At 64.9% G+C, this 20,794-nt stretch carries 17 protein-coding genes; 7 read left to right on the forward strand and 10 right to left on the reverse strand.

The window, feature by feature from the left end; genetic code table 11:
• Positions 1-28: 28 nt before the first annotated feature.
• From NH448_RS14540 to recJ, 4 genes are all read left to right on the forward strand, one after another.
• Complete coding sequence (locus NH448_RS14540) at positions 29-1,345, forward strand: homoserine dehydrogenase (protein WP_045991328.1); 1,317 nt, start codon at positions 29-31, stop codon at positions 1,343-1,345.
• Between the two features lie 91 nt (positions 1,346-1,436).
• Entirely contained in the window at positions 1,437-2,828 is a 1,392-nt protein-coding gene (gene thrC, locus NH448_RS14545) for a threonine synthase (RefSeq protein WP_124804949.1), read from the forward strand.
• A 119-nt stretch (positions 2,829-2,947) separates the two neighbouring features.
• Complete coding sequence (locus tag NH448_RS14550) at positions 2,948-3,565, forward strand: glutathione S-transferase (protein WP_253028923.1); 618 nt, start codon at positions 2,948-2,950, stop codon at positions 3,563-3,565.
• 131 nt (positions 3,566-3,696) lie between these two features.
• Positions 3,697-5,508, forward strand: a complete 1,812-nt coding sequence (gene recJ / locus NH448_RS14555; protein ID WP_253028924.1) for a single-stranded-DNA-specific exonuclease RecJ — start codon at positions 3,697-3,699, stop codon at positions 5,506-5,508.
• Positions 5,509-5,596: 88 nt separating this feature from the next.
• Here the strand turns inward: recJ and NH448_RS14560 are convergent, their stop codons facing one another.
• From NH448_RS14560 to NH448_RS14590, 7 genes are all read right to left on the reverse strand, one after another.
• Positions 5,597-7,111, reverse strand: a complete 1,515-nt coding sequence (locus NH448_RS14560) for a multicopper oxidase domain-containing protein (RefSeq protein ID WP_253028925.1) — start codon at positions 7,109-7,111, stop codon at positions 5,597-5,599.
• A gap of 190 nt (positions 7,112-7,301) precedes the next feature.
• Positions 7,302-7,742, reverse strand: coding sequence for a DUF411 domain-containing protein (locus NH448_RS14565; RefSeq protein ID WP_045991323.1), 441 nt, complete (start codon positions 7,740-7,742; stop codon positions 7,302-7,304).
• Positions 7,739-7,888 (reverse strand): hypothetical protein, encoded by a 150-nt coding sequence (locus tag NH448_RS14570; protein ID WP_181248578.1) that lies wholly within the window; start codon positions 7,886-7,888, stop codon positions 7,739-7,741. Before NH448_RS14570 ends, NH448_RS14565 begins: the two co-directional genes overlap by 4 nt.
• Before the next feature lie 81 nt (positions 7,889-7,969).
• Complete coding sequence (locus tag NH448_RS14575) at positions 7,970-8,287, reverse strand: hypothetical protein (protein ID WP_146164620.1); 318 nt, start codon at positions 8,285-8,287, stop codon at positions 7,970-7,972.
• 90 nt (positions 8,288-8,377) lie between these two features.
• Positions 8,378-8,833 carry a VOC family protein gene (locus NH448_RS14580; RefSeq protein ID WP_253028926.1) on the reverse strand — a complete coding sequence of 152 codons (456 nt, stop codon included), beginning with the start codon at positions 8,831-8,833 and terminating at the stop codon, positions 8,378-8,380.
• Positions 8,834-8,928: 95 nt separating this feature from the next.
• Positions 8,929-11,622, reverse strand: coding sequence for a heavy metal translocating P-type ATPase (locus tag NH448_RS14585; protein WP_253028927.1), 2,694 nt, complete (start codon positions 11,620-11,622; stop codon positions 8,929-8,931).
• Positions 11,619-12,068, reverse strand: coding sequence for a MerR family transcriptional regulator (locus tag NH448_RS14590; protein WP_045991319.1), 450 nt, complete (start codon positions 12,066-12,068; stop codon positions 11,619-11,621). The genes NH448_RS14585 and NH448_RS14590 overlap by 4 nt, the downstream gene beginning before the upstream one ends.
• A 394-nt stretch (positions 12,069-12,462) precedes the next feature.
• On the opposite strand from NH448_RS14590, the gene NH448_RS14595 reads away from it, so the two are divergent.
• The 3 genes from NH448_RS14595 to NH448_RS14605 all read left to right on the forward strand — a co-directional run bounded on the left by NH448_RS14595 (position 12,463) and on the right by NH448_RS14605 (position 17,184).
• On the forward strand, positions 12,463-13,791 hold the full coding sequence (locus tag NH448_RS14595; protein ID WP_308812410.1) for an outer membrane protein transport protein: 1,329 nt from the start codon (positions 12,463-12,465) through the stop codon (positions 13,789-13,791).
• 364 nt (positions 13,792-14,155) lie between these two features.
• Positions 14,156-16,090 carry a TonB-dependent receptor gene (locus NH448_RS14600; RefSeq protein ID WP_222515704.1) on the forward strand — a complete coding sequence of 645 codons (1,935 nt, stop codon included), beginning with the start codon at positions 14,156-14,158 and terminating at the stop codon, positions 16,088-16,090.
• Between the two features lie 47 nt (positions 16,091-16,137).
• Positions 16,138-17,184, forward strand: coding sequence for an MBL fold metallo-hydrolase (locus tag NH448_RS14605; protein ID WP_108131208.1), 1,047 nt, complete (start codon positions 16,138-16,140; stop codon positions 17,182-17,184).
• 104 nt (positions 17,185-17,288) lie between these two features.
• On the opposite strand, the gene NH448_RS14610 is transcribed toward NH448_RS14605, so the two are convergent.
• The 3 genes from NH448_RS14610 to oppB are packed head-to-tail and all read right to left on the reverse strand — an operon-like array spanning position 17,289 to position 20,764.
• Positions 17,289-18,923 carry an ABC transporter ATP-binding protein gene (locus NH448_RS14610; RefSeq protein ID WP_253028928.1) on the reverse strand — a complete coding sequence of 545 codons (1,635 nt, stop codon included), beginning with the start codon at positions 18,921-18,923 and terminating at the stop codon, positions 17,289-17,291.
• 20 nt (positions 18,924-18,943) lie between these two features.
• Positions 18,944-19,828: an ABC transporter permease subunit gene (locus tag NH448_RS14615; RefSeq protein WP_045991316.1), complete on the reverse strand. Its 885-nt coding sequence runs from the start codon at positions 19,826-19,828 to the stop codon at positions 18,944-18,946.
• A gap of 9 nt (positions 19,829-19,837) precedes the next feature.
• Positions 19,838-20,764 (reverse strand): oligopeptide ABC transporter permease OppB, encoded by a 927-nt coding sequence (gene oppB / locus NH448_RS14620; protein ID WP_045991315.1) that lies wholly within the window; start codon positions 20,762-20,764, stop codon positions 19,838-19,840.
• Between the last annotated feature and the right edge of the window lie 30 nt (positions 20,765-20,794).

The raw sequence follows: 20,794 nt of genomic DNA on the forward strand, positions 1-20,794 counted from the left end.
CGGCGACGGTCGAGAAGGGAGAATGACATTGAAACCGGTGAGAGTGGGAATCTGTGGGCTGGGTACCGTCGGTGGCGGCACCTTCAATGTACTGACGCGCAACGCCGACGAGATCGCTCGGCGTGCCGGTCGCCCGCTGGTGATCGAGCAGGTCGCCCATCGCAGCATCAATCCCGCCTGTGACCTTACCGGTATTCGTACCACCAAGGACGTCTTCGAGGTGGCGACCAACCCCGATATCGACGTGGTGGTGGAGCTGATCGGCGGCTACGACGTGGCTCGCGAGCTGGTGATGATGGCCATCGAGAATGGCAAGCACGTGGTCACCGCCAACAAGGCGCTGATCGCGGTGCACGGCAACGAGATCTTCAAGGCGGCCCATGAAAAGGGCGTGATCGTGGCCTTCGAGGCCGCCGTGGCCGGCGGTATCCCGGTAATCAAGTCGCTGCGCGAGGGCCTGGGTGCCAACCGCATCAGCTGGGTGGCGGGTATCATCAACGGTACCGGCAACTACATCCTGACCCATATGCGCGACGAGGGCCGGGCGTTCGAGGACGTGCTCGCCGAGGCCCAGGCGCTGGGCTACGCCGAGGCCGATCCGACCTTCGACGTGGAAGGCATCGACGCCGCCCACAAGCTGACCATCCTGGCGTCCATCGCCTACGGTGTGCCGCTGCAGTTCGAGAAGGCCTACACCGAGGGTATCTCTCGGGTCACCGCCGAGGACGTCGAGCAGGCCGACAACCTGGGCTACATCATCAAGCACCTGGGCATCTCCAAGCGCACCGGTGACGGCCTCGAACTGCGCGTCCATCCGACGCTGATTCCCAAGGAGCGGCTCCTGGCCAGCGTCCACGGGGTCAAGAACGCCATCGCCGTGATGGGTGACGCCGTTGGTCCGACCCTCTACTACGGTGCCGGCGCCGGTGACGAGCCCACCGCCTCGGCGGTGGTCGCCGACCTACTCGACGTGGCCCGCGACATCTCCACCGAGCACCGCTATCGCACGCCTTATCTGGCCTTCTGCGGCGTCACCGATGACTGTGACGAGCTGCCGATCATGCCCATGGAAGACATCACCACGGCCTACTACCTGCGCCTGCTGGCGGTGGACCGCCCCGGCGTGCTGGCGCGGGTGGCGACCATCCTCTCCGAGGAGGGTATCTCCATCGAGGCGCTGATCCAGAAGGAGGCCACCGAGGGCGAACTGGTGCCGATCATCCTGCTGACCCACCGTACCCTCGAGAAGCACATGAACGAGGCCATTCGCCGCATAGAGTCCCTGGCCGACATCGCCGGCTCGGTGACCCGCATTCGCGTCGAGAGCCTCGACGAGCAGGACTGATGATGCCTGCGGGAGCGGGCCCAGGCTCGCTTTCGCGGGCGCTTCGCTGGAATCTCAGGCCGCGCCCCGGGCGGCGGCAAGGAATCACAAGATGCGCTATATCAGCACCCGCGGGCAGGCGCCCGCGCTGTCCTTCGAAGAAGTCGTCCTTACCGGCATGGCCGCCGACGGTGGCCTCTACGTTCCCGAGGACTTCCCTCACCTGAGCGCCGACGACCTGGCCGACATGGCCGGGCTGTCCTACGCCGAGATCGCCTTTCGGGTGATGAAGCCCTTCGTCGGCGGCGAGATCGACGACGACACCTTCCGTGGCCTGGTCAAGGACGCCTACGCGACCTTCAGCCACGACGCCGTGGTGCCGCTCAATCAGCTCGACGCCAACCACTTCCTGCTCGAGCTGTTCCACGGTCCGACCCTGGCGTTCAAGGACGTGGCCCTGCAGCTGCTCGGACGTATCCTCGATCACTTCCTCAAGAAGCGTGGCGAGCGCGCGGTGATCATGGGCGCCACGTCCGGCGACACCGGCTCGGCGGCGATCGAGGGCTGTCGTCACTGTGACAACCTCGACATCTTTATCCTGCACCCCCACAACCGGGTGTCCGAGGTGCAGCGCCGGCAGATGACCACGGTGCTGGCCGACAACGTCTTCAACGTCGCCATCGAAGGCAACTTCGACGACGCCCAGGCCATGGTCAAGGCCAGCTTCGCCGACCAGAGCTTCCTCGACGGGGCTCGGCTGGTGGCGGTGAATTCGATCAACTGGGCGCGGATCATGGCCCAGGTGGTCTACTACGTAGCCTCCGCCGTGGCGGTGGGTGCGCCCCAGCGTCAGGTCAGCTTCTGCGTGCCCTCGGCCAACTTCGGCAACGTCTTCGCCGGCTACGTGGCCTACCGCATGGGGCTGCCGGTGAAGCAGTTCATCGTCGCCACCAACGCCAACGACATCCTCCATCGCACCCTGGCCGACAACGACTTCTCCAAGCAGGAGCTGCTGGCCACCCTGGCGCCGTCCATGGACATCGTGGTGTCGTCCAACTTCGAGCGTCTGCTGTTCGAAGCCTACGACCGCGACGGCGGCGCCGTGGACGAGCTGCTCGGGCGCTTCCAGAACGAGCCGACGGTGCTGGCCGAAGCCCCGCTGGGCCGGCTGCGCGAGGTGTTCTCGAGCCACAGCGTGGATGACACCACCATCCTCGAGGTGATCCGCGAGGCCCACCACCGCACCCAGGAGATCCTCGATCCCCACACCGCTACCGGCTATCGTGCCGCCGAGCGCGAGCGCAGGGACGCCTCTACGCCGATGATCACCCTGGCCACCGCCCACCCGGCCAAGTTTGCCGAGGCGGTGGTCAAGGCCGGCTTCCCGGGTGTGCCGCTACCGCCACATATGGACGATCTGCTCGAGCGCGAGGAACGCTACGAGGTGCTGCCGGCTAGACTCGAAGCGGTACAGGCCTTCGTCGCCGAACATCGTCGTCGCTGAGGCCTTCGGGATGGGGCCGAGCGCCTTGCGGCGTTCGGCTCGGTGTTTTGCCAATTGGTTCTTATCCATCAGTTTTGCCAAGGGTGCCCGCTGCCGGGCATCCCGACAGGGAGACTTCCATGAAGCTGTGGGGACGCAACAACTCGGTCAACGTGAAGAAGCCCGCCTGGTGTGCCACTGAACTGGGGGTCGAGCTTGAGCGGGTCGATCTAGGGGGAGCCTTTGGCGGGCTCGATTCGCCGGAATTCCTGGCCAAGAATCCCAACGGTCTGATTCCCTGTCTCGAGGACGGCAACCTGGTGCTGTGGGAGTCCCACACCATCGTCCGCTATCTGGCCGACGTACACGGTGGCGGTCGACTCGCCACCGACTCTGCCGGCGCCAGGGCACGCTGTAGCATGTGGATGGACTGGGCACTGGGCAGTCTGGCGGGCCCCTACCGTGACCTGATCATGAACCTGGTGCGTGGCACCCCCGAGACCCGCGACGATGCAGCCGTCGAGCGGGCCCTGGCCGCCTTCGAGAAGAGCCTGCGTATCGCCGACGGTGCGCTGGCTCGCCAGCCCTGGCTGTCCGGCGAGGAATTCGGCATCGGTGATATTCCGCTGGGGGCCTACGTCTACCTGTGGTTCGCCCTGGATATCGAGCGCCCGAGCCTGCCGAACCTCGAGGCCTGGTACGAGAAGCTGACCCAGCGCAGTGCCTATCGTGAACACGTGATGCTGCCGATCAGTTGAGTCGATCCAGCCGCGTTGGACGCGCCGGTATCGCGTCGGCGCAGGTGGCGGTCAGCACGCCATCTGCGCCGACCTTCTCGGTCCCCGGCACCCTCCTGCGCCACCCTCGCTTCAACCTTCCAGAGAATCCGATGTCCCACTCTTCTCCGGCAAATGCCGGCTCGGGCAAGCATGTCGAGCCGCGCCCGCGTATCGAACCGCGTCCTCGCAACGAAAGGCTGTATCGGCAGGGACTCGAGGCCGGGCTGTCGGAGCTTCAGGCCCGGCTGCTGGCCGGACGCCTGCCCGACTACCAGGGCGAACTCGGCCCGCTGGTCGATCCGAGTCTGCGTCATCTGGTCCATCCCGAGCGTCTGGCCGATGCGCCGAGAGCGGCCGAGCGCATCGCTCAGGCGGTGGCCGAGGGCGAGCACATCGGCATCCTCACCGATTACGACGTGGACGGCATCACCTCCCACGTGGTGATCCGGCGCACCCTGAACGAACTGTTCGGGGTGCCAGAGTCACGTCTGCACAGTCTGATCGGTCACCGCATTCATGACGGCTATGGCATCAGTCTGCCGTTGGTGGAGCGCACCCTGAAGCTGACGCTGCGGCCCAGCCTGGTGATTACCGCCGACTGCGGGAGCAGCGACGAGGCGCGCATCGCCAGGCTCAAGGCGGCGGGAATCGACGTGGTGGTCAGCGATCACCACGCCCTGCCCCAGGAAGGGCCGCCGCCCTCGGCCTATGCCACGGTCAACCCGACCCGAGCCGACTGCGACTACCCGGACGCCACCATCGCCGGCTGCATGGTGGCCTGGCTGTTGATGTCGCTGACCCGCCAGGTACTGATCGAACAGGCGGTACTGTCGCCGTCCACGCCCAAGCTCTCGCCCTGGCTGTCCTACGTGGCGCTGGGCACCGTGGCCGATTGTGTGTCGCTGGGTGGCAGCGCCATCAACCGGGCGGTGGTGCGCCACGGTCTGGCGCTGATCAATCGCATGGGCGAGCCCTGCTGGCGGGTAATGGCGGAGCGCCTGGGTGCCGACAGCGTGCCCTTCAACGCCGAGACCCTGGGCTTCCAGATGGGGCCGAGAATCAACGCCCGTTCGCGTCTCGACGATCCCTACGCTGCGCTTCACTTCATGCTCGCCGGGGATGACGGGGTGGCGCGGCGTCACCTGGAGACCCTGGACGCCGACAACCAATCGCGCAAGGCCATCGAAGCCGACATGGTCGCCGAGGCCAGGCTGCTGGCCCGCCGGGCGCTGGACGCCGACGAGCCGGTGATCATCGTCTACCTGGAGAACGGCCATCCGGGGGTTCAGGGCATCGTCGCCTCGCGCCTGGTGCAGGCCTACGGGCGGCCGACCCTGGTGCTGACCCCCGCCGCCGAGGCCGGCATGCTGACCGGCTCCGGACGCTCGGTGGAGGCGCTGCACCTGCGCGATGCTCTGCAGCGCGCCCACGACCTTGCCCCCGAGGCGCTTACGCGTTTCGGCGGCCACCGGGGCGCCGCTGGCGTCGGCGTGGTACAGGAACGCCTCGACGACTTCCGACAGGCGCTGATCATCGCGGTCAGCGAACAGCTTGGCGATCTGGAACTGGTGCCCAGGCTCTACACCGACGGTGAACTCGGCGAGCATCAGCTAAGCCTCGAGACCCTGGCCGAGATCGAGGGCCTTGGCCCCTTCGGCCGCGAGTTCGAGGCGCCGCTGTTCGAGGGGCGCTTTCTGGTGGAGCGGCTCAAGCCGGTGGGTGACGGCAGTCACCTGACTCTGGAGCTGTCCTGTCGCGGACTGACCCTGAAGGCCATCTGGTTTCGCTGCCTGACCCCCGGCCAGTTGCCGGACTTCGACGTGGGCGCCACCCTGCACTGCGCCTACAAGCTCAATCGCAACCGCTTTCGCGGGCGTGAGTCGCTGCAGCTGATGGTGGAGCACGCAGAGCCCGTCGAATAAGCCGGTCGACTGAAGCGGTCGAACGAGGGTCCGTGATCCCGGCAAGCCTCGGTCTTCGTTGCCTGCGGAGGTCCTGGCGCTGCTGGCTTCAGGTTACCGTGAATTGTCCCATCATGCCGTTATCTTCGTGTTCGAGGATGTGGCAGTGATACATGAAGGGCGCACCCAGCGAAGGCTGGTTGAAATGGACCAGCAGTTCGACGGGCTCGCGCACCAGCACAGTGTCTTTCATGCCCTTGTCACGGATCTGCGGCGCAGAACCGTTGCGGCTGATGACCTGGAAATGCACGCCGTGTACATGGAAGGGGTGGGCCATCATTGCGCCGGTCACCTCCCATATTTCGCTATCACCCAGGTTGACCCGCTCATCGACTCTGTCCATGGAGAAGGCACGGTCATTGATGCCGAAGCTGGCCCTGCTCATTCGTGTTTCGTCCCTCCTCATGTTTCCCATGCCCATGCCCATGCCCATGCCCATGCCCATGCCCATGCCCATGCCCATCTCCATGCCCATGGTCAACTCGAAGCGACGTCTGCGCAGTGCCGTTGAGGGGATCCGGGGTTCAGGGGCGTGAAGCCGCTGTGGTACCTGAAGGGAACTGCTGCCGGTGCCTTGGGGAATGAACTCGATGACGGTCGTTTCGCTAGTCCCTGACATGGGCGTCATCATGCGCATCATCGACAGACTACTGTCTGGTCCGGTAGTCAGGGTCGCAGGGCGACCATTGGAGAAATCGACGAGAATTTCGGCTCGCTCTCCTGGAATGAGGCGTAGCGAGCGCAGCGCAACAGGCTTCTCGAGCAGACCTCCCTCCGAGGCAATCCAGTGAAAGATTCTGGCGTCGGAGAACGCTAGATCGAAAAACCTGGCGTTGGCACCATTGACCATCCTCAGACGCACCAGCCGGGGAGGAACCTTTGCTACTGGGTTGACAGTGCCGTTGACCAAGAGAGTGTCGCCACGTCGTCCATGCATCGTCGTCATCATGCCCTGTGGTAATACCAGGGTTCCCTGCTCGAACTGCTTATCCTGAAGTATCAGGGGAATGTCATCGACACCGTAATCCGAGGGCAGGCCCAGCGATTTTTCATGGTCGTCACTGACGATCAACATTCCTGCCAGGCCTGCGTAGACCTGTCTGGCGGTGCGCCCATGAGCGTGTGAGTGGTACCAGAGAGTGCATGCCCGCTGACGTATCGGTAGTACCGGTCGCCAGGTGGCTCCGGCGGGGATCGTCTGGTGAGGGCCGCCGTCCAGGTTGCCGGAGACCAGCAGCCCATGCCAGTGCACGGTGGTGTCTTCACCCAGGGTGTTGGTGATGGTGACCTCGGAATCGTCGCCCTGGTGGACCCGAAGCGTGGGACCTAGGTAGCTCCCGTTGTAGCCCAAGGTGATGCTTTCTCGGCCAGGGAAGAAATGGCGCGAGCCCTCCTGAACTTCCAGCGCAATCGACTGGTGACGGCTGCGGGCATCGATCAGTTCCGGGATGTAAAGCTCGTTGAGTTGCGGCAGTGAGTACAAGCGACCTGTGGCGTTGGCTGCCAGCACGGCACCACCCGATAGCAAGGAGCCCATCAGGAACGAGCGGCGTGTCATGAACATGCTTTTCTCCTTCACGGTAACCATCTTGTTGCGCTCACATCGACAGACTGTGGCCGAACAAGCGAGTCTTTTGACTCGTCAGGTGAGAGCAGATAGGTCAAGGCGACAAGACCGGGTTGCCTGGCCCTGGATCGCTGTGGCGCTGGTGGTGATGCCCCGGCAGCTGCCGGGGCCTTGCCCGTGAGGGCGTTCAGAGCGTCATGAATGGCCTGGCCTCACCATCGCGGAACTCGTAGACGTTCCACTCCTGCTGGCGAGGGCCTGGCATGCCTGGGGTGCCGGCAGGCATGCCGGCCAGACCGATGCCGGCTGTATCGGGGTGCTGTTCGAAGAGTCGATCCAGCGCCGCGAAGGGCACGTGCCCCTCGACCGCGTAGCCCCCCATTTCGATGGTATGACAGGCGCCGAGGCCAAACGGAATGCCGAGGCGTTGCTTGATGCTACCGATGTCTCGAGTCTCGACGATGGTCACGTCGACACCACGTTGTTCCAGCAGGCGCGCGTACTCGTCACAGCAGCCGCACTGTGGATTCTTGTACAAGGTGGCAGTGTCGGGCAGGTCCGCCATCGCGGGCGCCGCAGCCAGCAGGCTGGTGGCGAGGAAAAGCAGGGAGGCGTGACGGTGGCTCATGACTGTTTCTCCCGAGAGCGGTGAGTGGTGAGAAGGTACTTGCCGAGGGCGGAGATGCCGAGACCCAGCAGGATCAGCCAGGCGATCGGCATCACCCAACCGATCCAGCCCATCGAACCCATAAATGCGAAACATGTCGTGCTCATTGGTGTAACTCCTGACAGAAGAAGCGTGGCACCGAGGTAGGTGCTTTGTGGTGTACGGTGGTGAAATGACGCTTTTTGCTGTCAGGAACGGGGAGGGCGCCTCGGCGGCGCAATGATGTGACTGGTGCCAGCCGGGACGACGATGTCGATCAAGCCGGCTGGCGGTGTGTCGTGGATGATCGGCAACGGCGAGACGGCGGCACAGACGCTGCACTCCGGGTGTGTGTGGTCTGGAGTGTCGCTGTGGAGTGCGATACAGGGGCCCGCGCAGTCCTCCATGGCCACGTCGGTCGGTCCAGCAAGGCTCGCCAGCACTACCAGCATGATCGTGAGCACCATCGGTACCATGGCCAGGCGTTTGATGCAGTTGCCAAGCAGTGTTCGAGCCGTGGGGTTCATCAACTTGCCCTTCTGGAGATGATTAACCTCGCAAGCAGGCTTCCTATGGTCAGCCGCCGCGTACTTTCCACCGGAGTGGTTCCGGGTACGTCAATAGTTCGGCCAGATACCCGGGGTGGCGAGTTCCAGTAGATGCCCGTCGGGGTCGCGGAAGTACAGGCTCTCGCCGCCCTTGGGCCAGTGGGTACGACCCTCGATCTCGACCCCGTGGGCGTCGAGGCGCGTCTCCCAGGCACCGAGCTCCTCGCGGTCGATGGCCAGCGCCATATGCACCCAGCCGCGGCCATCGTGGGGCGGGATGGTGCCCATATCATCTGGCAGCACCACCGTCTCCAGGGTCTCGCCCTCGAGAAACAGCAGCAGCACCGAAGGACCGACCTGGTAGGCGGTGAAGCGATGGTCGGCGTTGAAGGGCTCAAGCCCCATCACCTCCTCGAAGAAGGCGCGCGCCCGCGCCATGTCGGCCACGTACAGGGCGGTTTCCAGCACCGACCTGAGGCGGGGGCAGGGGCTTGAATCTGGGTCACTCACGGAAGGCTTGCTCATGGGGCGCTCCTCGGCGTGGCGGTCTCTTCAGGATAGCCAGAACCACCACACAATCAGGCCGATCAATCCCAGTCCCGTCAGGGTCACCACGATGCTCATGACAGCACCTCCTGCGATGGCGGGGTGTCGGGGCGTGACGCTCGCGCGTTCTGGGGGCGCAGGCGCTTGAGTCGCAGCCGGTTGGCGTTGGCCACCACGGTGATCGACGAGGCCGACATGGCGGCGCCAGCGATCATCGGTGACAGCAGGGTGCCGGTGAGCGGGTAGAAAAGGCCGGCCGCGATGGGGATACACAGGGCGTTGTAGCCCAGTGCGCCCCACAGGTTCTGGCGGATATTGGCAAGGGTCGCCTGACTGATTTCGATGGCGGCGGCGACGCCGTGAAGCGATGAGCGCATCAGCGTCACCCCGGCGCTTTCGATGGCCACGTCGGTGCCCTGGCCGATGGCGAAGCCGACGTCGGCCCGGGCCAGGGCGGGGGCGTCGTTGATGCCGTCACCCACCATGCCGACGACTTCGCCCTCGGCCTGAAGGCGCTCGATCTCGGCGTGCTTGTCCTCCGGCGACAGCTCGGCGTGGACCTCATCGATGCCGACCTCTTTCCCAATCGCGCGGGCGGTGGCGGCGTTGTCGCCGGTCAGCATCACCACCTTTAGTCCGTCGGCCTGCAGCCGCGCCACAGCGTCACGGCTGTCCTCGCGCAGCGGGTCCTCGATGGCGAAGCCCGCCGCCAAGACGCCATCCAGTGACAGATAGACCAGGGTGCGGGCCTGGGCCTGCCAGCCCTCGAGATCGTGGTCAGCAAGCTCGATCCCTTCCTCCTGCATCATCGCCGCGTTGCCGATGGCCAGGCGTCGTCCCTCGGCGTCCCGGGCACGCACGCCGCGTCCGGTCAGGCTTTCGAAGGCCTCGATGGTGCTGTTGGTTAAAGAAGAAGCGCTATCGGCGCTGTTGCCAAGTTCGTCGCTGGCGTGCGTGTCGGCATCGTCAGGGGCATGAGCATGGCCATGGTCGTGTGCATAGCGGCCCAGGGCCTCGGCCAGGGGGTGTTCGGAACGGGCCTCGATGGCCGCGACCAGACCCAGCAGCCGGGTGCGGTCGTCGCTGGCTTCGCCAGCGAACCAGCGGCAGTCGGTGACCCTGGGGCGACCTTCGGTCAGGGTGCCGGTCTTGTCCACCACCAGGGTGGTCAGTCGACTGGCGGTCTGCAGCGCTTCGCCGGAGCGTATCAGCACGCCGTGCTCGGCGGCCTTGCCCACCCCGATCATGGTCGACAACGGGGTAGCCAGACCCAGTGCGCAGGGGCAGGCGATGATCAGTACCGTGGTGGCGGTGACCAGCATATGGATGACCCGCGGCTCGGGGCCGAAGTGGTACCAGGCCAGGGCGGTGAGCACGGCGATGATCATCACGCTGGGCACGAACACCGCCGAGACGCGATCGGCCAGGTTGCCGATGGGTGGCTTGGAGCCCTGGGCGTTGGCCACCTGTTCGGTGATACGCCCCAGTCGGGTATCGGCACCGACGCGGGTCGCGCGGAACACCAAGGACCCCCGGCCGTTGACCGTGCCGGCGCTGACCTCGTCGCCCGGGCCTCGGGCCACCGGCGCGGGCTCACCCGAGAGCATCGATTCGTCGATATGGCTGTCGCCTTCGACCACCTCACCGTCCACGGGCAGGCGCTCGCCGGGCCGCACCCGGATCAGATCGCCCTGGCGAACCTCGTCGATGGGCAGGTCCAGCTCGCCCTCTTCACGTACCACTCGGGCGCTCTGGCTCTGCAGGTCGAGCAGGCGATGCAGGGCGTCCGAGGTCCTGCCCTGGGCACGCAGTTCCAGCGCCTTGCCCAGCAACACCAGGCCGATGATCATGCTCGAGGCCTCGAAGTAGAGCCCTCGGGCGGCCTGTGGCAGCCAAGGGGCAGCCACCACCACCGCCATGGAGTAGAGCCAGGCGGTGCCGGTGCCCAGTGCGATCAGGGTATCCATGTTGGCCTGGTGGTGACGCAGCGCTTTCCAGGCGCCGACGAAGAAGGCGCGTCCCGGGAACGCCAGCACGGCCAGCGTCGCCAGGCCCACCAGTCCCCAGCCAAGGCGGGCAAGACCCGTCGGCTCAGGGTGATGGATCAGCATCATCACCATCAGCGGAACCGCCAGCGCCAGCGAGGACAGGCTGCCCTTGAGCTTGCGTCGGTATTCGCGCTGGTTGCGTTCGGCACGCTGGCGTTCGGCCTGGCGCAGGTCGACGATGGGTTCGGCGCCGTAGCCCACGGATTCCACCGCTTGAACCAGCGCCTCGGCGTCGACGTCGCCGTGGATCCGCGCGGTATGGGAGGCGAAGTTGACCTCGGCGCGCTCGACCCCTGAGGTGGCGGCCAGCGCCTTTTGCACACTGGCCACGCAGCCGGCGCAGGTCATGCCCTGGATCGCCAGACGCTGCGAAGGCGCTGAGGGCGCTTCTTGCAGCGACGCTGAGGTCTCTCTATGCGGCGACGCTGAGGACGCTTCCTGAGGCGATGGCGCCTCGGCGGGCGCTAGCGGCGTGGTCGTGCTGTCGCTGGCTATCTGCTCATCGGTGGCACTCGCCTCGGTGGGGTAGCCGGCTTGCGACAGCAGGGCGGCTAATTCGTCGGCGCCGAGGCATGAGGCAACCGACAGCGTGCCGCTCCCGGGGTCGCCTTCGACCTGGGCTTCGGCGTCGTGCTCCTGGATGGCCCGGCGCATGCGCCCGACGCAGCCCTGGCAGGACATTCCGGTCACCTGAAATTGGTGCTCCTCGAGGCGATTCATGACGACTCCCGCTGTCTGGCCGTGGCGGATTGTGGTACGGACGCCGTCGGCACGCTTTCGATCAGACGGCACAGGCTGTGTCCGTCCGGCACGCCGTCGGGCAGGTGTTGCCAGCTCTGCATGGCGTCTTCCATGCGCGCTGCCAGGGCCTCGAGCTCGGCGATGCGCCTGCGGATCTGCGGCAGCCGTTCGGCCAGCAGGTCGCGCACCATGGGGCAGGGCGAATCCCCCTGATCGGCATGGGACAGGATGTCGCGAATCTCGGCCAGGCTGAATCCCAGGGTTCGGGCGCGCTGGATAAAGTCCAGACGCTCGCGATCGCGGTCGCCATAGAGGTGATAGCCGTTGTCAGGGTCTCGATCGGGCGCCAGCAGGCCCTCGCGGGTGTAGTGGCGCACCGTCTCGGCGGTCACGCCGGTGATTCTTGCCAGTTCACTGACCTTCATGTGCACTCCTCGGCGCCCATCGGCGCTGCGCATGGGAGAACGATGGGGATAGTGTAAAACCTGTGTGTTGCACAAAGGTCAAGGGCGCCTGAAGTATGCAGGAAGCGTTTTGTTTAGCTTGTCTAAGTCTTTGAAATGACTGAATTGGCAAATGTTCTTTGACCAAAGTATGAGTAATTTGGCCATTAAAACGAACGTTTGGCCTTGAACTCTTTGGCGCCTTCGCAAACACTGCGAGCAGGCCCGTCGACAGGGCCAAGCAATTCAGGTCAAACAAATTACAAAGAGTGCTCGAAAGGAACTGCGCCCGGACAAGTGTGCGGACGCAACTGCACAATAACCACTACGCCATAACAAGTACGCCGACACGCTTGCTGATAATAAGGACGCCGACATGATGCACAACAACTTCAAGCCTTTGACCCTGGCGGTTGCCGTGGCCACCGCTGCTCTTTCCGGCCAGGCGATGGCCGGCGCCTTTCAGCTCAACGAGCAGGGTGTAAGTGGCCAGGGCACCTCCAACGCGGGCCGTGCCTCCACCGTGACCGACGCCACCATCGTGTTCGGCAACCCGGCCGGCATGTCGTTTCTCGATCGTGCCCAGGTCACCGCCGGTACCGCCTTCCTGACCGTGGACACCGACATCAAGAATGCCGACGGCAGCGCCACGGGCTCCAACGAAGGCGATATGGTGCCGGACACCTTTATTCCCTTCGGCTTCTACGTCCAGCCGATCAACGACAACCTGCACTTTGGCCTCGGTGTCTACGCGCCCTTCGGTCTGATCACCGACTACGAAGGCCAGTTCCAGGGCCGTTTCTTCGGCGATCGCAGCAAGGTCGAGGTGGTCACCGTTCAGCCGACCATCTCGGTGAAGTTCAGCGAGCAGTTCTCGGCCGGCTTTGGCCTGACCTACAACCAGATCGATGGTGAGCTGACTGCCAATACTCAGGGAGGCCCGGTGGGCTTCTTTGACCAAACCGGTGCCTTCACTCCTACCGGAGTCGCAGGCGAAGGGGATGTGGACATCGAGGGTGACGATAACGCCTGGGGCTTTACCTTCGGCGCCATGTACAAGCCCTGGGAGCACACCACCTTCGGTTTCGCCTACCACTCTGAGGTGGAGTATGACCTCGAAGGCAAGGCGCGCTTTACCAATGTACGTGGACAGGGTGACCCGACGGTCGTTGCTGGTATCGGCCCCGTAGTCCCTGTAGGCACTGCGAGCCAGCAAGTCGACGCCGATCTGTCGATCACCCTGCCCGAGGTGTGGGACTTCTCGGTAACCCACGAGCTCAATGATCGCTGGACGGTGATGGCCGGCGCCGCCATGACCAACTGGAGCGAGTTCGATGAGCTGCGTGTCGAGAACGATGTTCGCGAGATCGTCGAGGCCCAGAACTATGAGGACAGCTGGCAGTACTCCATCGGTACCGCCTATCAGCTCAACCCCCAGTGGGTGCTGCGTACTGGCCTCGCCTACGACGAGACCCCGATCAAGGACGAGTACCGCAGCGTGCGTGTGCCGTCTGATGATCGCATCATCTTCTCGCTGGGTGCCGGCTGGACCCCGACCCCGGATCTGACCGTGGACGTGGCCTACTCCTATATCCACGAATCCGACGCCGAGCTGTCCCAGGAAGAGGAAAATCGCGGCACCTACGAGGCGGACTTCGAAAACACCGCCCAGGCCTTCGGTGCCCAGCTGACCTATCGCTTCTGACCTATCGCTTCTGACCGGCCACCACCTCGGTCCAGGCGACCGATATTGGCTTCCGCTAGAACATAGTCAGACCCTGCGCAGCGCCCCCTCCCAGGAGGGGGCGCTGTCGTTCGTGGAAGCCAGCCATGCCAAGAGAAGATATCAGCGTTGCAAGTGGAGGCCTTTCTGGAAGGGCAGGGGGTAACAACAGCGATGCTTCACCGTCAGGGTGATAGCACGCGAATCGGCGAAGTCCACTATTGTCGAACATCCCGTTGCATCGGTTTGCCGGTTTTCTGATCGCTAAACGCTGTCTGGACGTATCCCGGTTGGTTAACATTGCGAATCAATCGTATTTGGTCAATACAACAACCTGGTGCTCCGGATGTCCCTTCGCTTGATGATTCGCTGGTCTGTTCTGCCCCTGGGGGCGGCTTCCCTGTCTGTTCAGGCGCAACAGGATCTCGCCCTGGACAATATCGTCGTTACCGCTGCGGGCTATGAGCAGACGCAGACCGAGGCACCGGCTTCGATCAGCGTGGTGACCCGGGAATCGCTTGAAAAACGTGCCTACCGGGACATCACCGATGCGCTACAGGATGTGCCCGGCGTCGTGGTGACCGGCGGTGGCGATGGCGAAGACGTCAGCCTGCGTGGCATGCCGGCGCAGTACACCCTGTGGCTGGTAGACGGTCGCCGGCAGACTTCGCGGGAATCCCAGCCGAGCGGCGGGGGCGGCTTCCAGAAGGACTGGCTGCCACCGTTGAGCGCCATCGAGCGTATCGAGGTTATCCGCGGCCCCATGTCGACCCTGTACGGGTCCGATGCCATCGGTGGAGTCATCAACATCATCACCCGCAAGGTCGCGGAGGATTGGGTCACCCAACTGCGTACCGAGGCGACGATTCAGGAAGACAGTGACTCCGGCAACGAATTCAACAATCAGCTGTATGTGTCCGGTCCGCTGGCCGACGACGTCCTCGGGTTGCAGCTGACCGGTCAGTACCAGCATCGCCAGGAGGACAAGATCGAGCGCGGCTATGCCAAGCGCGAGTTTTCCAACCTGGCCGCGCGGCTGTCGCTGGAGGCCACGCCCGATCACTCACTTTCGCTTGATGTCAGTCGACGAGAGCAGGATCGCACCAGTCGTGCCGGATTCTCGCTGCCCGAGCGTTCGAGCGACGCCGAGACCGAAAATCGACACAAGACCGTTGCGCTGTCCCACCAGGGCAACTGGGGGTTGCTGACCTCGGATTCCTACGTGCAGCTGGAGGAAACCGACAACGTCGGTCGCGATATCGAGATTCACAATACGGTGGCGGATTCACGCTGGGTACTGCCGCTGGGCGACCACTTCGTGACCTTCGGCGGCACCTGGGAGGACGAGAAACTCGAGGACACCACCACCAACGCCCTGGCAGGCACCGACGAGATCACCGTCTACCAGTACGCGCTGTTTCTCGAAGACGAATGGTATCTGACCGACAGCTTCTCGTTGACCGCCGGGCTGCGCATGGACGATCACGAGTTCTTCGGCGACCACTACAGCCCAAGACTCTACGGTGTCTGGAGCCTGCTGCCCGACTGGACCCTGAAGGGCGGTATGTCCACCGGGTTCCGCGCGCCCAACCTGCGCGAGCTGTCAGGCGACTGGGTCCAGGAGAGCCGGGGCGGCGATATCTACGGCAACCCGGATCTGGACGCGGAAGAGTCCCGTAGCTACGAGATGGGGCTGGTCCATGACGGCGCCAACGGCCTTCAGGCCAGCCTGACGCTGTTCTACAACGACTTCGATGACAAGATCTCCACCATCGCCTGTGGCGATCGCGACTGCGGTGATGCGGCGGCCGGCGACCCGGACGCCCGCACCAACGTCAATATCGATGACGCCATCACCAAGGGCATCGAGGCTGGTGTCCAGATGCCGATCGGCGAACGCTGGCAGGCCCAGGCCTCCTACACCTACACCGATTCCGAACAGAAGAGCGGTGACAACGAGGGTCAGCCGCTGACCCAGGTGCCTCGCCACCTGTTCAATACCACCGTCAACTGGCAGGCCACCGAGGCCCTCGTTCCCTGGCTGCGCTTTACCTTCCGCGGCGAAGAAAGCCAGCCGGTGAACCTCTCAAGCAACAGCAGCACCTCCATCCGGGCCCCATCCTACGCTACCTGGGACGCGGGGCTCAGCTGGCAGGCGACACGACAGATCCGTGTGCTTTCCGGCATCTACAATCTGACCGACAAGGACATCGAGTTCGATAACTTCGGTCATGTGGACGATGGACGGCGCTACTGGGTCGGGCTCGACCTGGAGTTCTAAAGCGCGCAGCGATCCACCTAAACGAACAGCAGCGAACAGGAAGGACCATGAAAGCGATGATCGCAGGGGCCGTGGTAAGCCTCACCCTGAGTCAGACCGCCCTGGCGGTGGATGAACCTCCCCAGCAGCTGCCCGAGCAGCTGGCCGAGCAGCTGGCTGAGCGGGGCCTGGCGGCCGGACAGGCCTTCCCCGGGCTGTCCAGCCTGTGTGACCTGTCGGCCAGGCTCAAGGTGGCGGGCCAGCGTCCGAAAGGCGAGGCGGCAGAGCGGGAGCGTCGTGAGTCCAGTCGCGATGACCGGCGCCAGCGCGGCCCGGCCGAGCCGATGCCGACCCAGGTATTCGACAATCTCTACTACGTCGGCACGCCCGGCGTCGCCAGCTGGGCGCTGACCACCAACGAGGGGATCATTCTGATCGATGCCCTCAACAACAACGAGGAAGCGCAGAAGTTTATCGAGCAGGGGCTGGTGGATCTGGGCCTGGATCCCGAGGACATCACCTATCTGGTGGTGACCCACGCCCACGGTGATCACTACGGTGGTCAGCAGTACCTGGTCGACAACTACGGAGCCCAGGTGGTCATGAGCGATGCGGACTGGACCGCCCTCGAACAGCCGGAGCTGGCCATCGACAATCCCCGCTGGGGCGAGCCTCCAGTGCGCGATATCACCATCGCCGACGGCGACACCCTGACTCTTGGCGATACCGCCCTCGAGGCCTACGTGACCCCCGGCCATACCCTCGGCACGCTGTCGCTGGTGATTCCGCTGAAGGATGGCGACAGTACCCATCGGGCGGTGCTGTGGGGCGGTACCGGTTTCAACTTCGGGCCGGACGAGGCCCGCTTGCGGGAGTACTCGGCCTCCGCCTCACGAATGAAGACGATCTCTGAACAGCAGGGCGTGGACGTCTTCCTGTCCAACCATCCCACCCGCGACAACACCCTGGCGCGGATCGAGGCGTTGGAGCAGCGGCAAGCCGGCGATCCCCATCCCTTCGTCAGCGACCAGGCGCTGGGTGCCCTGGACCTCTTGATGAGCTGTTCGCTGGCCCAGGCCGAGCGTGTCTACGCAGGCGAGCATCCGACAGAGTAGAGACGTTCATACGAGCCAAAGCAGCGGCCGCTGCCTTCGCACAACAGGCGCTGCTCAAGCAGCGCCTGTTACGTTACGTAGGTAGAGCTCGTAGATCGCTTGGCCTAGGCCACCTGATCGAGCATGGCGGCGGCCAGCAGCTTGCGGGTGTATTCGGTCTTCGGCGCGGCGAACAGCGCCTCGGCGCTGCCCTGTTCCACTATCTCTCCGTCCTTCATCACCAGCACGGTGTCGGCCAGTGCTCGCACCACCGCCAGGTCGTGGCTGATGAACAGGTAGGTCAGGCCGTGTTTCTGTTGCAGGTCACGCAGCAGGTCGATGACGGTGACCTGCACCGAGCGGTCCAACGCTGAGGTGGGTTCGTCGAGCAGCAGGAACTCCGGCTTGAGCACCAGCGCCCGGGCGATGGCGATCCGCTGGCGCTGGCCGCCGGAGAACTCGTGGGGGTAGCGATTGCGCATCGAAGGATCCAGCGACACCTCCTTGAGCGCCGCCATCACCTGGGCCTCGCGCTCGGCGCGGGACAGGTGCGGGGCGTGGACCTTGAGCCCTTCGCCGATGATGTCGCCAACGGTCAGCCGCGGCGACAGCGAGCCGTAGGGGTCCTGGAACACCACCTGCAGCTTCGAGCGGATCGGCCGCATGGCGGTCTTGTCCAGCACGTCGAGGCGGGTGTCGTGGAAGCGGATCTCGCCCTGGCTCTTGAGCAGCCTCAGCAGGGCGCGGCCCAGGGTCGACTTGCCGGAGCCCGATTCGCCGACGATGCCCACCGTCTGGCCGCGACGGATGCTGACGTCGATGCCACGCACCGCCTCGAAGTACTCGCTGGGACCGAACAGGCGCTTCTTGAGGGCGAAGCGTACGCGCATGTCCTTGGCCTCGAGCACCATGGGCTCGCTGTCGGCCACCGGCGCCTTGCGCCCGCGTGGCTCGGCGTCGATCAGCATGCGGGTGTACTCGTGGCGCGGGTTGGCGAAGACCTCCCGGGTCTCACCCTGCTCGACCAGCTCGCCGTGGCGCATCACGCAGACCCGGTCGGCGAAGTGCTTGACGATGGTCAGGTCGTGAGTAATGAACAGGATCGCCATGCCGTAGCGGCGTTGCAGGTCCTTGAGCAGCTCGAGGATCTGGGCCTGGACGGTGACGTCCAGCGCGGTGGTGGGCTCGTCGGCGATCAGCATCTCCGGCTCGCCGGCCAGGGCCATCGCGATCATCACCCGCTGGCGCTGGCCGCCGGACAGCTCGTGGGGGTAGCTCGACACCCGCCTTGCCGGTTCGGGGATGCCGACCTGCTCGAGCAGGTCGATGGCCTTGGCGGTGGCGGCGCGCCCCTTGAGGCTCTGGTGGCGGTCGAGCACCTCCTTGATCTGGTCGCCGATGCCGTGCAGCGGATTGAGCGAGGTCATCGGCTCCTGGAAGATCATGGCGATATTGCCACCGCGAATCCGGCGCATGCGCTTGGCGGTGGCACCCAGCAGTTCCTCGCCCTTGAAGCGGATGACGCCCTCGGCCCGGGCGAGCTCCGGCAGCAGGCGCATGGCGGCGGTGGAGGTCACCGACTTGCCGGAGCCGGATTCGCCCACCAGCGCCAGGGTCTCGCCGGGATTGATGGCAAAGCTGACGTCCCTGACCGCCTGGACGGTGCCGTGGGGCAGCTCGAAGCTGACGCTGAGCCCCTCGATCTCGAGCAGCGCCTCGCGGGCGGGACGACGGGGGTTCTTGGGTTGTGTGTCGGTCATGGTCGCGTCTCCGTCGTCGATCAGCGGGTCTTGGGGTCCAGGGCGTCTCTTAGGCCGTCGCCGAGGAAGTTCAGGCAGAACAGCGTCAGCGCCAGGAACACCGAGGGCACCAGCAGCATCCAGGGCGAGGTCTGCATCATGTCGGCACCCTCGGAGATCAGCACGCCCCAGCTGGTCAGCGGCTCCTGCACGCCGAGGCCGAGGAACGACAGGAAGCTCTCGAGCAGGATGACCTTGGGCACCGTCAGGGTGACGTAGACGATCACCGGGCCGATGGCGTTGGGGATCAGGTGGCGGGTGACGATCTTGCCGTCCTTGACGCCGAGGGCGTGGGCCGCCTCGACGAACTCCCGCTGCTTGAGCGCCAGGGTCTGGCCGCGCACGATACGCGCCATGTCGAGCCACTCCACCGCGCCGATGGCGGCGTAGATCAGGAAGATGTTGCGGCCGAACACCACCATCAGCAGGATCACCAGGAACATGAACGGCAGCGAGTACATGATGTCGACGAAGCGCATCATCAGGTTGTCGACGCGCCCGCCGACATAGCCGGACACGGCGCCGTAGAGCACCCCGATGATCAGGCTGACGAAGGTCGCCACCAGCGCCACCGACAGCGACACCTGGCCCCCATAGAGGGTGCGGGTCAGCAGGTCGCGGCCGTTGGCGTCGGTGCCGAGCCAGTGGCCGCCTTCCAGGGTCGGGCCCACGTCGAAGGCGTTCCAGTCGACGTCGGCCAGCCCCCAGGGGGTCAGCCAGGGACCGATAAAGCAGGCCAGGGTCATCAGGCCGAGCAGCCACAGGCTGGCCATGGCCGCGCGGTTCTGGCTCAGCCGGCGCCAGGCGTCGCGGCCGAGGCTGTCGCCGACGGGGGCGGCGGTCGGGGCGAGGGAATCGGTACTCATGGCGTCGCCTCAGTCGTCATAGCGGATTTGGGGATCAAGGGCCGAGTAGATCAGGTCCACGATCAGGTTCATCAACACGATCAGGGCGCCGTAGAACACCACCGTGCCCATCACCAGGGTGTAGTCGCGGTTGAGCGCGCCCTGGACGAAGTAGCGGCCGATGCCGGGGATGCCGAAGATCTGCTCGATCACCACGGAGCCGGTGATGATGCCGGCGATGGCCGGGCCCAGGTAGGAGGTCACCGGCAGCAGGGCGGGGCGCAGGGCGTGGCGCCAGACCACCTCGGCCTCGGTCAGTCCCTTGGCTCGGGCGGTGCGAATATAGTGGCTGCCCATCACCTCGATCATGCTGGCGCGCATCATCCGCGCGATGTAGGCGATCTGCTGGATCGATAGCGCGATCACCGGCAGGATCAGGTTGGGCAGGGCGCCGTCGTTCCAGCCCCCCGCCGGCAGCCAGCCGAGCAGCACCCCGAACACCAGCGCCAGCACCGGCGCCACCACGAAGTTGGGCACCGCGATGCCGGCCAGCGCCGTGCCCATCACCGTGTAGTCCACGGCGGTATTGCGCTTGAGTGCGGCGATGATGCCCAGCGGCAGGCCGATCGCCAGCGCCAGCAGGATCGCCAGGCCGCCGATCTGCAGGCTTACCGGGAAGCCCTGCATGATCAGCTCGGTGACGGTGAAGTCCTTGTACTTGAACGAGGGCCCGAAGTCGCCCTGGACCAGGTTGCCCAGGTAGCGGAAGTACTGCTGCCACAGCGGTTCGTCCAGGTGGTAGGCGGCCATCAGGTTGGCCTCGATCTCCGGCGGCAGGGCGCGCTCGCCGTCGAAGGGCCCGCCGGGGGCGATGCGCATCAGAAAGAAGGCGATGGTGATGACGATCAGCATCGTCGGTATGGCCTGGGCCAGGCGTTTCAAGGTGTAGCTCAGCATGGCGCCGTTCCTCGGTTGACATGGAGGGCG

This window comes from Halomonas sp. OfavH-34-E, assembly GCF_024124525.1.
GTDB lineage: Bacteria > Pseudomonadota > Gammaproteobacteria > Pseudomonadales > Halomonadaceae > Halomonas > Halomonas litopenaei.

Excerpts from the sequence above, each read along its gene's own strand:
- thrC (WP_124804949.1), top strand. The coding sequence starts at position 1,437 with ATGCGCTATATCAGCACCCGCGGGCAGGCGCCCGCGCTGTCCTTCGAA.
- NH448_RS14550 (WP_253028923.1), top strand. The coding sequence starts at position 2,948 with ATGAAGCTGTGGGGACGCAACAACTCGGTCAACGTGAAGAAGCCCGCC.
- recJ (WP_253028924.1), top strand. The coding sequence starts at position 3,697 with ATGTCCCACTCTTCTCCGGCAAATGCCGGCTCGGGCAAGCATGTCGAG.
- NH448_RS14560 (WP_253028925.1), bottom strand. The coding sequence starts at position 7,111 with ATGTTCATGACACGCCGCTCGTTCCTGATGGGCTCCTTGCTATCGGGT.
- NH448_RS14565 (WP_045991323.1), bottom strand. The coding sequence starts at position 7,742 with ATGAGCCACCGTCACGCCTCCCTGCTTTTCCTCGCCACCAGCCTGCTG.
- NH448_RS14570 (WP_181248578.1), bottom strand. The coding sequence starts at position 7,888 with ATGAGCACGACATGTTTCGCATTTATGGGTTCGATGGGCTGGATCGGT.
- NH448_RS14575 (WP_146164620.1), bottom strand. The coding sequence starts at position 8,287 with ATGAACCCCACGGCTCGAACACTGCTTGGCAACTGCATCAAACGCCTG.
- NH448_RS14580 (WP_253028926.1), bottom strand. The coding sequence starts at position 8,833 with ATGAGCAAGCCTTCCGTGAGTGACCCAGATTCAAGCCCCTGCCCCCGC.
- NH448_RS14585 (WP_253028927.1), bottom strand. The coding sequence starts at position 11,622 with ATGAATCGCCTCGAGGAGCACCAATTTCAGGTGACCGGAATGTCCTGC.
- NH448_RS14590 (WP_045991319.1), bottom strand. The coding sequence starts at position 12,068 with ATGAAGGTCAGTGAACTGGCAAGAATCACCGGCGTGACCGCCGAGACG.
- NH448_RS14595 (WP_308812410.1), top strand. The coding sequence starts at position 12,463 with ATGATGCACAACAACTTCAAGCCTTTGACCCTGGCGGTTGCCGTGGCC.
- NH448_RS14600 (WP_222515704.1), top strand. The coding sequence starts at position 14,156 with ATGTCCCTTCGCTTGATGATTCGCTGGTCTGTTCTGCCCCTGGGGGCG.
- NH448_RS14605 (WP_108131208.1), top strand. The coding sequence starts at position 16,138 with ATGAAAGCGATGATCGCAGGGGCCGTGGTAAGCCTCACCCTGAGTCAG.
- NH448_RS14610 (WP_253028928.1), bottom strand. The coding sequence starts at position 18,923 with ATGACCGACACACAACCCAAGAACCCCCGTCGTCCCGCCCGCGAGGCG.
- NH448_RS14615 (WP_045991316.1), bottom strand. The coding sequence starts at position 19,828 with ATGAGTACCGATTCCCTCGCCCCGACCGCCGCCCCCGTCGGCGACAGC.
- oppB (WP_045991315.1), bottom strand. The coding sequence starts at position 20,764 with ATGCTGAGCTACACCTTGAAACGCCTGGCCCAGGCCATACCGACGATG.